At 42.4% G+C, this 14,041-nt stretch carries 10 protein-coding genes and 1 pseudogene; 10 read left to right on the top strand and 1 reads right to left on the bottom strand.

Annotation, left to right across the window (positions count from 1 at the left end; all coding sequences use genetic code 11):
* Nucleotides 1-201 precede the first annotated feature (201 nt).
* The 8 genes from OCV20_RS10420 (at nucleotide 202) to OCV20_RS10385 (ending at nucleotide 6,304) form a co-directional block, all read left to right on the top strand.
* The gene (locus OCV20_RS10420) at nucleotides 202-1,014 is read left to right on the top strand and encodes a hypothetical protein (RefSeq protein WP_086773735.1); all 813 of its coding nucleotides are present in this window, start codon (nucleotides 202-204) and stop codon (nucleotides 1,012-1,014) included.
* Nucleotides 1,015-1,139: 125 nt separating this feature from the next.
* Nucleotides 1,140-1,388, top strand: a complete 249-nt coding sequence (locus tag OCV20_RS10415; protein ID WP_050648790.1) for a TIGR03643 family protein — start codon at nucleotides 1,140-1,142, stop codon at nucleotides 1,386-1,388.
* Between the two features lie 67 nt (nucleotides 1,389-1,455).
* Complete coding sequence (locus OCV20_RS10410) at nucleotides 1,456-1,851, top strand: DUF3465 domain-containing protein (RefSeq protein ID WP_086773680.1); 396 nt, start codon at nucleotides 1,456-1,458, stop codon at nucleotides 1,849-1,851.
* Nucleotides 1,852-1,891: 40 nt separating this feature from the next.
* Complete coding sequence (locus tag OCV20_RS10405; RefSeq protein ID WP_086773679.1) at nucleotides 1,892-2,428, top strand: GNAT family N-acetyltransferase; 537 nt, start codon at nucleotides 1,892-1,894, stop codon at nucleotides 2,426-2,428.
* Between the two features lie 2 nt (nucleotides 2,429-2,430).
* On the top strand, nucleotides 2,431-3,204 hold the full coding sequence (locus OCV20_RS10400; protein ID WP_414503105.1) for a nucleotidyltransferase domain-containing protein: 774 nt from the start codon (nucleotides 2,431-2,433) through the stop codon (nucleotides 3,202-3,204).
* A gap of 494 nt (nucleotides 3,205-3,698) precedes the next feature.
* The gene (locus OCV20_RS10395; RefSeq protein ID WP_010434910.1) at nucleotides 3,699-3,908 is read left to right on the top strand and encodes a MerR family transcriptional regulator; all 210 of its coding nucleotides are present in this window, start codon (nucleotides 3,699-3,701) and stop codon (nucleotides 3,906-3,908) included.
* The gene (locus OCV20_RS10390) at nucleotides 3,909-5,171 is read left to right on the top strand and encodes a site-specific integrase (protein ID WP_086773678.1); all 1,263 of its coding nucleotides are present in this window, start codon (nucleotides 3,909-3,911) and stop codon (nucleotides 5,169-5,171) included.
* A 257-nt stretch (nucleotides 5,172-5,428) separates the two neighbouring features.
* A complete protein-coding gene (locus tag OCV20_RS10385) occupies nucleotides 5,429-6,304 on the top strand; it encodes a hypothetical protein (RefSeq protein WP_086773677.1) in 876 nt (291 codons plus the stop codon).
* Between the two features lie 384 nt (nucleotides 6,305-6,688).
* On the opposite strand, the pseudogene OCV20_RS10380 reads toward OCV20_RS10385, so the two are convergent.
* Nucleotides 6,689-7,356 (bottom strand): annotated as a pseudogene (locus OCV20_RS10380) (IS5 family transposase); the annotation flags it as partial.
* A 614-nt stretch (nucleotides 7,357-7,970) separates the two neighbouring features.
* Here OCV20_RS10380 and OCV20_RS10375 point away from each other — a divergent pair.
* Together OCV20_RS10375 and OCV20_RS10370 are read left to right on the top strand one after the other, a co-directional pair.
* Entirely contained in the window at nucleotides 7,971-8,891 is a 921-nt protein-coding gene (locus tag OCV20_RS10375; protein ID WP_086773621.1) for an IS5 family transposase, read from the top strand.
* A gap of 366 nt (nucleotides 8,892-9,257) precedes the next feature.
* A complete protein-coding gene (locus OCV20_RS10370) occupies nucleotides 9,258-14,039 on the top strand; it encodes a PKD domain-containing protein (protein ID WP_086775934.1) in 4,782 nt (1,593 codons plus the stop codon).
* Nucleotides 14,040-14,041: the final 2 nt, after the last annotated feature.

The following is a 14,041-nucleotide window of genomic DNA, read 5'->3' as shown; positions in this document are numbered from 1 at the left end:
GCTCGGGTCTTATAACCGTTAAGCTCCAATAATCACTAAGGCTCGTCATTGTATGGCGAGCTTTTTGTTTTCGGAACAGCACCGATAGTGAAGGGTAATTTGAGAGGTCTGCGCTTATATGTGTAATAGTTATCTGTATGAATCTTAAGTTACGGCATTTTTGGTGATCTTTACGGCTTTGAACTGAGGAAGAGGATGGAGATGAATACATTAGTCAGAGAGGGTTCCTTTAAAAGGCTCATCCAGTTAGTTGGCTATGTTTTGATTATCGTTTTGAGCAATAGCCGACTCTCCAATGCTCAAAGTGTCGAGTTTCCTACTTGTGCACAGAGTGAGATATTGAATACAGAGATCCATCTATATGTTGATGAATCGCTGTTATCTGAATATTCCAAAGCATTCGTTGCCGCTAAAATAGCGACATGGGAAAGTTATTCGAATCTGGTATTGAATAACTCCTGCATCCCTATCACGAGAAAAGTTACCAAGGTGACTTACACGCCGGAAATTGACAGCCTTTGGTTTCAAGATTTGAGCACTGCAGAGAGGTTATTAAAACTCTCGTTGGAAGAACCGATCCCAGAAACAACAGAAGGCGGCGTTCCCATTTTTACAGGGATAGTATTTTCTAACTATAATTCTAGCTTCGAGTCTGATTATTGCGGCGTCTCATCTCCAGTATCCTATTTTTTCTCTTTAGCGATAAACTGCCCTGATCACCTAATGGAGCATGAAATTGGCCATTTAAGTGGTGCGCATCATGACTACAAAACGTTATTGAAAGACTTTGATAGTATTGAAAGTTACATTTATGGAACGTATCCAAGAGCTCCTCAATATTCGTTCGGCGCAATTTGTGCTGACAGAGGAACTATGATGTCTTATGAGCGATATGTTATACCCGCTTATTCTAGCCCGGACATCAGAGTGGATGGCATAAAGTGCGGGGATAGCAAATACCACAACAATGCAAGAGTGCTTAGAGAGTTCGCGCAAGCTTATTTAACCCCATGATTGCCTAGCTGCTAGCCTGTTGTTTATTGAACGTTATAACGCGTTCAATTCAAAGTGTTTGTCCTGTGATCTTTAGATTTAGAACGAGCGTACTTCTCCAAGTTTTTAAAGGAAGAGTATGCCCAATGTTATCTAAAGAAAATGAATCAAGAATTATCGAAATGGCGTGGGAAGACAGAACGCCGTTTGAAGCAATAGAACAGCAATTTGGTTTGAATGAATCGCAAGTGATTCGTTTTATGCGCAGTCATCTTAAGCTCTGCAGTTTTAAGCTGTGGCGCTCTCGTGTTTCTGGGCGCTCGACTAAACATGTAAAGTTGCGTAATACCGATGTATCGAGAGGTTATTGTCCAACTCAGTACAAGCATCGTTAGAAGAGGGAATGCCCAGTCAGTATCCCAAATCAACACTCAGATATGGGAAACGAAAGAAATGAAGGGAATGAAACAATTTTGCGCTCTACTTTTGGTGCTGCTTAGCTTTGGCATCAATCATGTTCAAGCGAATGATACGCGACTTAAGCAAGCTTACGAAAATCATCAAAGCGACGTTCAGGTGCGCGGAGCGGGTACGGTGTATCGAGTACTTCCTGATGATAATAAAGGCTCTCGACATCAGAAATTCATTTTGCGACTCGATAGCGGACAAACCTTGCTAGTCGCACATAATATTGACTTAGCTCCTCGTGTTCAGGACCTGGGAAAGGGCGACCGAGTTGAGTTTTATGGTGAATATGAATGGAACAAGAAAGGTGGCGTAATGCACTGGACGCACAAAGATCCTCGCAATCATCATGCTCATGGTTGGTTAAAGCATAATGGGAAAGTATACGAGTAAGCGACACCTTGTTTTGTTTTAACATGAAAAAGGAAATTTGATGTTCAAACTCGAAACCAGCAGATTGATTCTTCGAGATATGAGGCCTCAAGATGAGCCTGCGTTTGTTGGCATGTCTCAAGACGTAAAGTATCAGCGTTTCTATGACGAAAGTGATTGTGAACCTAACAAATATCGAGAGCTAACCCAGTTGTTTGTTGATCAGGCTTTGGAAGTACCACGCCAGTCCTATCAGCTCGCGGTTGAAAACAAAGATTCAGGGAAGTTTATTGGAACCGTTTGTTTACGTCTTGAAGGCAACCTACAAGCTTCAATGGGTTGCGCTTTCTCAAGGGAGACTCAGGGAAAAGGGCTTTCTATAGAAGCGGCTGAAGCGCTCGCTAATTTTGGATTCTCAGAGCTAGGGGTTCATCGGATTTATGCAGAAACCATTAGTAAGAACTTGGCAGCAATCAAATTGTGTCAGTCACTGGGAATGAAAGAAGAAGCGCGCTTTGAGAATCATCGATTCTTCAAAGGTAAGTGGTGGGATACTGTGAGGTTGGCAGTTGTTCGATCTGATTGGAAAAAGGCTTAGTGATGGAAAGTGGCATACAGAAGCTAGATAAAGGGCTCGACAAAGACGGATTTATTAAAAATCTTTATTCGCCAAAGAACATTGCGCCTGAATTTCAAGAAGTGGTGTCAGCAGTCGTTGATTCGCTGCCAAGAGAGCTCCCAGGACAAATAGATGGTATCTACTTGTACGGTAGCGTGCCAAGAGGGACTGCCATTATTGGTCGCTCTGATTTGGATGTTTCTATCGTGCTTTCTACGGCAATTGGTCAGAGAGAGCAGGAAGTATTTAAGCTACTTTCTGACACCATTCCCAAATCATATCCGCAAGTGACCAAGCTTGATATCGATCCTGGCTTCCTGCGAGATGTTCTGCAACCCACGGAAAAGTATCACTGGCACTTTTGGATCAAGCATTGCTGCTGTTGTGTTTGGGGGAATGATTTATCTAATGAGTTCCCACTATACAAGCCCAGTATTGAAATCGCCCAAGCGCTTAATGGCGACTTGTCTACTTTTCTTGAGCAAATGAGCCCGTCTTTTCAAACAATGGCTGGTGGGGATGTCGCTAAGGTGATTGGCAAGAAGTTAGTGCGTGCAGCGTATTATTTTGTGGCTGAGCGAGACGGAAGTTGGTACACCGACTTGAACCAATGCGCTGCAGTAGCCAAGCGTTATTACCCTAATCAAAGCGACGACATTGAGTTAGCGTATCAATATGCTCTTGGAAACTTGATATCTAAAACAGAAGCTTTTGAATTGTATAAAAGGCTGAGCAAAGAGCTAATTCGAGAGTAGGTGAATCGGCTAGTCAATGGATGAAGGAGGTATCACCGCTCAAGAAGCTTATGATGTCGCGTGGTATTGCTTTGAAAGAAGTAGAGCACGTGGGTAGGTATCTTTAGTTTGGATTCGATAACCTGTTTACGACGTTTTTGAGGGCACAAAAACGGTGAAACCCCGATGTTGGTAGTAATCTTAGCTGTATGATATTGATTTATATGAATTTCATGTATTTAGAGCTGGAGGTTAAGCTCTAATTGGCCTAAAAAATGGTTAAAAAGGCCAATGAAATAGTCAAATAAAATCAATAGATTAGCAACTTGGTACTACTGTATTAGTCCACCCTAAAGTGGGCTTGAAATCGATTCGTTGAATCATTTTACGCTTCGGGAATTCTTTTTGTTAATTGCTGCGCAAATAGAATGTCACTGAAAAAATCGTGCATAGTTTTTCTACCAGTAGATGAAAAATCTTAATTTTCATGTAGTGAGAAAGGTAAGGAGAACGATATGGCGACGCGTAAAATCAGACCTAGACAATTTATTGATGAGTTTTACCCTGATTCAGGGATATGCAATACCACCATCATAAACTGGATTAAACACGGCAAGCTTGAGGGCACTAGAACGCCAACGGGCCGATATTTAGTCTGTGTTGACGATGAGATAGGGAACCCTGCAGACAGGGTGAGTGAACTTCTAAGATTCTTGGAGTCATAAATGGTTGGTAGAGCTAGAAGCAAAGAAACGGCTCATTACCCTCCATTCTTGGTGAAAATGAGCCATAGGGGGCAATCTCGATTTCGGTTTACGACCGTAGATGGTGTGAAGAAGCTATTTCCTATCGGGACTGTAGAGCAAGAAGCGATACAAGCTGCGCATGTTTACAACTTGCAATATCGTCCTGAGCTAGGAAGCGCGTTTTCCCTTTCTGAGATGACCCCATTTCGCAAAGCTGTCTCCAAAGGTCGAAAGGACAAATTCAATCGGCCTTTAAAAGACTGGCTTCCATTAGTGTTGTCTCGTGTGAAGAAAGAAGAACGGCTTTCCAAAGACGTTTATCGAAATTTGGAGAGGGACTGTTACCGCCTTGATGAGTTCATGGGGCGGTTGCCAACCAAATCGATCAAGTTACAGCACATCAACGAGTTCCTTTCGAAATACTATTCAGAGTTAAATAATCGTCAGCTCAACAATAAAATCAGTAACCTTAAAAAGGTGTTTTCCTACCTTGCCGATGAAAGCGCTATTGAGAGTAATTTTGTTCTCAATAAAAAACAGCGTCGATTGACCAGAGAAGATTACACAAAGGCTCGCCATGACCTAGATATTGAAAACTATCAAAAGGTCTACGATGCAGCGCCACTGTTTCTTAAGGTAGCAATGAGCCTAACACTTGAGACGACTCATGCTGTGAGGGAGATCTATAGGCTTCGTTATCGGATATACAAACCACGGGAAGGTGTTTGTGGGATTCTTTGGAATCCTGACAAAGAGGTGGAGTATGTTGATGGGCATGCTGTGTATGGAATGCTTTATGTTCACCGAGAGAAGGTTAAAAAGTCCGATGCTTCCACTGTTGCCATTCCTGTTACTCAAACGATTAAAGACATTGTCGATCTTTCTAAAACATCGAGATTGATTTGTCCTTATATCGTTCACCGTAAACCCAAACAGCAGCAACGTGGTATTTCCAAAGAGACCGACCATCTTTACCAAGTACATCACCACAATATAAGTAAAGAGTTTAGTAAGGTTCGAGACTCATTAGGGCTTTATAGCCACCTAAAGAAAACGTTAAGGCCGACCTATCATGAAATTCGAGGGCTCGCTGCTCGAATGATTGAACAGCAAGGGCAGAGTGCTACCCAGCGAATGGCACATGCGAACGCTAAAACAACAAAAATCTATACAGGCACAAGTGACATTATTTGGCACCAAGTACCACCTGTTGAGGTTATGCCGAAAAGTGGCCTGAAGTGATTTGTGTTAGTTGTTTAGTTTTGGAGGAATTCGGAATCCGAATTTGATAAAGGGTCGCTTTACCCTATTAACTTTAATTTGAATCTATGCAGATTGTATTGACTCGAAAACGGTTACTGAATAAAGTCAGATATAGGTTATGCGCGACCTATCAGCTCACGGATGAAGCGAAAGCAGCGCGAAGTGAATTATCACTTCATCGATTTTGTATCTTTATTGCGGTTCGTGAGCCCGTAAATTTAATAGGATGCTTAATCATGCTTAAATACCCATCAGTGAGCCAATCTGAGGCCCACGCAAAGTACATTTCAAGAACTTTAAAGATCAAGCTCAGTTTTGCAAAAGAAGCTGTCGCATTTATGTATGGCTGTGACAATTTTAAAGAGCTATGTAGTAGCTCTGATCTAGCGATGCTCGACAGTAATAACGAATTTTCGGCAATTCCAAACAAGCAGGACTTAGAAACATTGGAGCTCTTGTTGAAACCTCACTTACCTGCTATTCGTGCTCACTTGAACCCCGATATCCATTTGGATTGTTCCGTATTGGCGTTAGTAGTAAACAACAGACTAAATTGTATATCTCATGATGCTGTGAACTATCTCCTTTTATTGGGGGACTCTTTTGATTGGAGCGATACGAAATCTATCATCAATGAACTTGAATTTGTTGATGATACTGTATCGACAGTACTGGCAAGTCGAATTGCCATGAATAGAGTCAAAAACAAAGTAAACCCATGGATAGAGTTTTCATCGTTCGGTATCAGAGCATATGGTTACTATAACTTCTCCGGTAAAACCGTCTGTATTGAGATGCGTGAACTCGACATTATGTTTAAGTATCCGAATGGATATAGAGATATTTCGAGCCGTAAATGGATTGGTGATTATGTCATTGGTTTTTTAGGAGTGCTTGCCAAGCAGTTTGAAACCTTAGGGTATACAGGCGAAATACAGCTTTCAAATGTTAACTTTCCAATAAACTTAGCAAATGAGATGAACACCCTAAGGGGGGAGGTGAGAAGTGCTGATCTAATACGTGGAGTAAAAGTTCCACTTGATGTTTTGCTAAATGAAAATGATCCACAAAACATCTGGTTAAGAAAAAACCTAGTGAATGAAATAGGGTAATACCAGTCTCATAAAGCTTCGACGATATCAGTCGAAATAGCTTAAATGCAGAGGCCGAATATGAATATATTCGGCCTTTTTTACGCCTAGTCAAAAGGGTATCTAGTCCTGACTGTAGTTGCCTAATGATCCCGGACACCTAATTAGTTGAAAACGTCGCATAGGAAAGATGCTAAAGTTAATTGGATACCTATAATGGTTGGATCAGTAGGCAACTCTGTCAATCATCAAAAAATATGACCTTAGTGGTTTGGGGTATTGGCTTTCCTCGTCAAGTAAATGGTCGTATAGGCTTTGTTGCGTAATTCAGTTTAGAGGCAGAGTCACCCTATTTCGCATGCTTTTTAGTCAATACGACAATTTTCAGGCATACTTAACCTAGTGAACTTGTTTAACTCGATACATCGCCGTTTCTGAGAGCGAGCTTTTGTGGTAACCATACCGCTCTTTTCAATATTTATTTGACCCGTATAGCTTCTGGCAGGCCACTGCGAGATTTAGAGGATGACCACGCTCCCAGAAGGCTGCCCCTTCTCTTGGGGGGAATAAGCGCAACGGCTCGCTTAGTCTTAATAGCAGCGTGACAGGCTCTCGTGTCGTAAGCGCCATCACCAGACACCTCAAGGATGCTTCGGCGTGTTTGTTTCAGTAAGTTCGGGAGGACTTCACCATCTGTAACCGTAGATAAACTTAGCTTGGCGGCAATAAGTTCATGTGTGCTTGTATCGACTGCAATATGAAGCTTTCGCCAACCTCTACGCTTGCCACCCATCCCGTGTTTTTTGACTTTCCATTCGCCTTCGCCTTCGCTTTCGCCATAAACCTTAAGACCAGTCGTATCAATGGCTAGGTGCTGTATCGCTCCTCTCGTTTTAGTCTTAAATGAGATCTCAACTTGCTTTGCTCTACGACTGATCCAAGTGTAATGCGGACAACTTAATGGAACATGGGCAAGTCTAAATATCGAGTCGATAAATCCTTGCAGCGCTCTCAGTGGCATTGAAAAAACTCATTTCAACATGAGCGCTGTCGGATAGCTGAATCACGGTTATGAGCGATTGGCTGTATTGCTTCCAGTTGGTTGTTTTGTAGAAGGTTAAGGTATGAGGCTACGAAAGATAGTGGATGTAACTGATCAGATCGTAGGTTCTGGTTTTAGTTCCACTGAACTATGCAACAAAGCCTTCGTTATCTGTCATTTTCAAAGAAGATGAGCGACGTAATTATGTAGGAGACTTTGAGCTAAATATGCTTGTTCAAACTAATAATTAAGTATATTTCGAACTCTAATATTATTAACAACAATATTATAAGTCACTTGATGGGCGCTTTTAAATTTAAAATTTATTTAATGCCCTGTCCCAGGTTTCTTTAGTTGATAATACTACAGTAACGAGCGGTGGCTTTAATGGGTAGGATTATGCCATTTAAAAAAGATACAACTAAAACGTTTATAAATTAAAGCAGTTGAAAAATAGGGATATATGGTTACCAATATGTAGAGTATGTTAATAGTCGCACGCAAGTGAAAATTATTTGCAAAAAATAAAGATATTTTTTACAACCCCCGAAAGTACACTTTGCCGCGGCTTTGTTGCGTAATTCAATGGAACTAAATCAAGAACCTACGATCTGATCAGCTACCTCCACTCTATCTCGTAGTCCTATGCCTAAGCCTCGTTATAAAACAACCAACTGGAAGCAATACAACCGATCACTCATTAACCGTGGTTCTCTGACTTTTTGGATTGATGAAGAAGCAATAAGCGGATGGGCGCAAAGCAAACAGAATAAGCGCGGTAGGCCGCGTCGGTTCAGTGATTTAGCTATCACGACAGCACTCATGGTCAAACGAGTTTTTTCTATGCCATTGAGAGCGCTGCAAGGATTTATCGACTCGATATTTAGGTTAGCCCATGTACCGTTAAGTTGTCCGCATTACACCTGCATCAGTCGTAGAGCCAAGCAAGTTGAGGTTTCATTTAAGACTAAAACGAGAGGAGCGATACAGCACCTAGCCATTGATGCTACTGGCCTTAAGGTTTATGGCGAAGGTGAATGGAAAGTCAAAAAACATGGGACGGATGGCAAGCGTAGAGTCTGGCGAAAGCTGCATATTGCAGTCGATACCAACACTCATGAGATCATTGCCGCCGAGCTAAGTTTATCGACGGTTACAGATGGAGAAGTACTCCCGAACTTACTGAAACAAACACGCCGAAGTATCCTTGAGGTGTCTGGTGATGGCGCTTACGACACGAGAGCGTGTCACGCTGCTATTAAGATTAAGGGAGCTATTGCGCTTATTCCCCCAAGAGAAGGGGCTGCCTTCTGGGAGCGTGGTCACCCTCGAAATTTCGCCGTGGGTTGCCAGAAATTATACGACTCAAATAAGTATTGGAAAGAGCGGTATGGATACCACAAACGTTCACTCTCAGAAACAGCGATGTATCGAGTTAAACAGTTGCTAGGAGGGAAACTGAGCTTAAGAAATTACAATGCCCAGGTGGGTGAAACTTACGCGATGATAAAAGCGTTGAACAAGCTTACTGGGTTAGGTATGCCTGAAACTTGTCGTATTGACTAAGAAACAAGCGAAACGGGTTGGCTCTATCTCTAAATTTAATTACGCAACAAAGCCCTTTGCCGCTAGAAGGCATTGCTGTTCCATTTATTATAAGGAAGTTATTGGGCATTATCAAAATGAGTGGCGTAAAAACTTATCTATGGAGAGTTTGTTATTAATGAGAACGCCTTCTCTTATAAATATAGTGTTTTTCAGCTAGATTATATCAGTCAATAGTTCAATTCGGTTTAATGAAAATATTTTCAAGTATAATTTGTAATTACTAAATATCTTTGACCGTTATATGAAAATCAAAAAAACCATATTGTATTTGAACGATTAGTTATATTTAACAGTTTAATTGTACCACAAGTAGTGAGAAACTAAATGAAGCGAATTACCTCGATATGTGTCTTAGTCACAGGCATGTATGCATCCGCGGCACTTGCAGCACCACCATGGGAACCAAAAAGTTACTCAATTGGTGAAAATGTGTGCCACAAAGAAACGTTGTTTGAGTCTAAGTGGTGGGCTGGATCTTATAATGAACCAAACCCACATGGACCGACTTCCTCTAAACAACAAGGTTGGGGAGGAGACCCTTGGCTACCCTTACTGGATTCAGACGAGTGTAGCTCTGGTAGTGTAAATAATGCTCCAGTTGCGTACGCTGGGGTTGATCAAGAAGTACAATCGCCGAATAAAGTCATACTCGATGGCTCCGGCTCTTCGGATATCGACAACGATAGTTTGAGCTTTACTTGGACTCAGACATCTGGACCGACGGTGGCAATTGAAAACTCAGATACTTCTCAAGCGTCGTTTGAGCTACTCGAACGAGACGGTGACACAAAGTATGAGTTTACGTTAACAGTCCATGATGGCAAGGAGTCCTCTACTGATAACGTTGTGATCAATGGTTTGGCAGCTGAACAAACCAATAGCGAACCCGTTGCAGAAGCGGGGATTGATCAAGTGGTTCAATCTCCAAGCAGAGTCATTCTTGATGGTTCCGCCTCGGCAGATATTGACAACGATAACTTGACTTATAAATGGGAACAGGTATCAGGCCATGATGTTATGCTTGAAAACCCTACGTCCTCCAAAGCTGCGTTTAGTTTGGACACATTGGATGATGACGCTGAATTTACTTTTGAACTTACGGTAAGCGATGGTCAAGTTTCTTCAAGTGATACGGTTAAAGTGACTGGTTTAGCCGTAGAACAGAAGCAACCAGGAGCACTTACTGTTGATATCAACGGCGGTGATAGTGGCTTACCTTTGTCGGCGACTTATAAGCTCGTTTTGACGTCACTGCAATCTGGTAAGCGTAATCAATACCATTTTTCTGTGAGCGAAGACGCACTTGTAGATGACCTGACTCTAGGAGACTATCAAGTATGGGTTGAGTTCGATCAAGCCTATCAGCCAATCGCATTACCAACAGTGGTCACTGTTACTGATACACAACCGTTGGAGCTTTCCTTCTCAGTTAAACCAAGTGTTGACTTGTCGAATCTGTCAATAATAGATGGAGTCGAGATCTCTAAGGTCACTGACGGGATTTTTCAAGCACGTCAGATGACGTGGGGGGATGGCTATCTTTTTGTTGGTTCGTCTGCAATTTCAAATGAGCAAGGAGTTCGTGGTAATAAGATATATGCAATACCATACGACTACCAGAATGGTGATGTGGGTGAGCCAATTATTGTTGCTGATAACTTGATTGAGCCGCATGGCGTTGCATACCATAAAGGTGACCTATACTTTTCAACATCTACCTCTATCTTTCGCGTCGAAAATGTCACATCACAGTTGGGCAAGTCATTGATACCCGAACAAGTTTTCACTTTACCAGCAGCTGACGAAAACTTTCCGTTAGATACTACGGGGTTGTACTGGCACCAAAAGCATACACTTAAGTTTAACCCTAATGATGGTAATGATGATCACCTTTACGTTGCAGTTGGATCGCCTTGTAATATTTGTGTGATAGATGAAGAGCCGAGATATGGTTCTATTTTAAAAATTGATACGGGTGATTTTAATGCGATCCAAATAGCGGACGGAATCCGTAACACTGTCGGTTTCGACTGGGATCCCAAGACTGGAGATTTATGGTTTACTGATAACAACCCACAGAATACGAGTGGACACACGACCTATTTCCCAGGTGAAATTAACAAGATTTCAGCAGCTCAGCTTGCAAGCGGTGAGATGCCTCATTTCGGTTTCCCTTACGTTTCTGGTATTGACACAATCTCGATTACACCAGAGCAAGATAACGATACTGTTGTCAATACTGGTGGCTACGACTATTTACCACCAGATGCTATCTATTCTGATGTCCCACTTAGCGAAATTGACCCTTTGGACTATCAAGCCCCAGAGTTCGAGCTTGAAGCGGGAACAGCACCACTTGGACTGACGTTTTGGCAACCAGACGGAGTACAGTTAGAAAGTGGAGAGCACTCGTTCGTATACGCAACACATGGTCCCGGTGATGGTGAAAGGGCGGGTTATGAAGTTCGTATGTTGACATTAGATGCGACGGGGAAACCTTTGTTTGATAGAGCCCTTGTCACAGGTTGGAAGCAACCTAGTGGTATAACCGGGAAACCTGTTGAATTTTTGGTGATGCCAGATAACAGCCTGCTGGTTTCGGACGATGCCGGAAATACAGTGTATCGTCTCAATTATGAACCAGAAGAATCAGGCCAGGTCACTTTATTGCCATCACAAGGTGAGCTCGAAAGCCCTCAGACACTGGTTGAAGCAGCTTTAACTGACAGCTCGGGTAACTCAAGACGCTTATATATGTCGTTGACTAAATCCGACTATGTAATAAATGGACTCGATTACGGCGATTACACTTTAACTATCTCGGCTCACAATGGTATCGAGCCTACTCAAACAATCACTAAGTTTTCTTTATCTGAAACGGACTCGATTGCACAAGTGGACTGGTCTTATGGTGGTGATAATGCTGGCCTGTCAACGGGTCTAATAACGGTAGTAGCGCCAGACAAACCAAGCAATGCTGCTAGTTCGGTTTTGTTAGAGCTCATTGATCGAAACGTCGATGGTGAACCCGAAGTTGTATATATAGACTCTGATTGGGGCAAAGAAACAACAACACAAGTGGAAGTTGGAACTTACCAAGTTGACTTTCCTTTCACTGAGTCTGCTATCCCTAACCCTCAACGTAAACAAGTTAATTTGTCCGATGAGGGAGAAGACCTTTCATGGACCTATACGGAATATGCAAATGATGAAGACTACTTCAACGCGATGCTAGATAGCAGCTGTGGTTCATGTCATACCGGACACTTTGCGCCTGATTTCAGCAACGGTCCTAGTAACGCTATTTTAGGTGCTTACGAGACTAACCCCAACGCAATTAGCGATAAGCTCGCTGAGATGGTAGATACATATGGCTTGTCATGTGATTGGGCGTGTCAAGAGACTTTAGGTCGATACCTAGAGGATGAACTATGGGTCGACGAACTACCTGAACCAAACAATACCGAGGTCTTTGGTAGTCGTCATCTACGACTGCTGTCCAGAGTTGAGTATGTGAATACGGTCAGCGACCTATTTAATGTTGAGGTTGATCCGGATAGGTTACCGCTAGACGACAAAGATGCAGACGGCTCCTTGTATGGTAACTCAGGAAAAACGGGTTACCTGACTAGTGACAAGATGAATGCATACCTCAATGCCGCAGTTTATGTAGAGGAAAATGTCGACATTTATGCAGTGAGTCAGTGTAAGCAAGGAGTAGGGAGCGTTCCTAACTGGGATCCGAATGTCACATATCTCGGGGAAGCCGGCGGAAAATTAGATGAATTTGTCGTTCATGAGTCAAACGTCTATCAAGCGATGCACTGGACCAAAGGTCATCCACCTTCAGAACACTATGGTAATGGTAAACCGTGGAAGCTCATTGAAAAGTATGTAGAGGGGGATTCGAACTGTTTAACTAATTGGTACATGGATACTTTAGAGAGGATGCTTCGACGCCCTGTAACTCAAGAAGATCTGCTTCTATATCCTGCTCAAGAGATAGAGAAGCAGCTAGCTAAACTCCTGATTTCACCGCATTTTATTTACCGTAGAGAGGCTGGAACACTTAGCGAGGAGGGCCGCTATACGTTGAGCGCTCACGAATTAGCGACATTGATTTCTTATACCTTAGTTGGCTCCATTCCGGATACTGAATTATGGGGTCAGGCAAATGAAGGAACACTACTACAACGCACAGTGTTGGAAGAGCAAATTGAACGATTGCTAGCAAGTCCTGAAGCTTATGAGCAGTTTGCCATTTTTATGATGCAAACATTAGAGTTTGACGAAGCGCGTGTTGTTGTTGAGCGTGAGGGTATGTCTAAAGAAATTGGTCAAGCAATGGTTGATGAATTTAAACGATATATCAAGGAAACGGTTTTTAACGAAAACTTAGGTCGATTCTCTGATCTTTTTTCTCATGATAAGACATATGTTAACCAAAAGTTAGCGGACCACTATGACTTTGGGGAGAACGTTGGCTCGCATTTAAGTGAAGTACCAATTCCTGCAATGCGAGGTAAAGGGTTACTGAGTTTAGGTGCCATCGCTGTTGCCTACAGCACTGAGGGACAAACAAGGTTAATTCCTCGCGGAAAAATGGTTCAGCATTCTTTGCTAGGCTGGGAGCAATCCTTACCTTCAGGTAAAGCCCCGGAAGGAATTGAAGATGACGTGTCGACTAAAGACTTTTGGACTAAAGCAACGGGACCTAGTACTGATTGTTGGGTATGTCACCAAAAAATGAATGACATTGGTTTTGCCTACGATGTTTTAGATAAAACAGGGCGCTACCGAGCGTATGAAGATTACATGGCGCTGAATGGTGAAACATTTGAAAACGTTTTGCTAGAAACGAGCGGCGTATTGGTAGATATAGATGATACGGATTCTTCGTTCGAAGATCTCAATGATATCGCTCTCTACATAGCGAATAGTGATCAAGCACGTAAGACTTTTGTTAAAAATTATCTGTCTTATACCTTGGGTGAAGCGTCGAGCAGATTCTCTCCACTTTATCCAGAGTACGCGTCCTTCGAACAATTTAAATCGCTTATGAGTGACTTATTAACGTCGAAAGTAGTATTAGAGCGAGAGGAGTAACA

This window comes from Vibrio coralliirubri (genome assembly GCF_024347375.1).
GTDB lineage: Bacteria > Pseudomonadota > Gammaproteobacteria > Enterobacterales > Vibrionaceae > Vibrio > Vibrio coralliirubri.
Note: the sequence above shows the minus strand (reverse complement) of the source record. Positions and strands in the feature narration are given on the sequence as shown.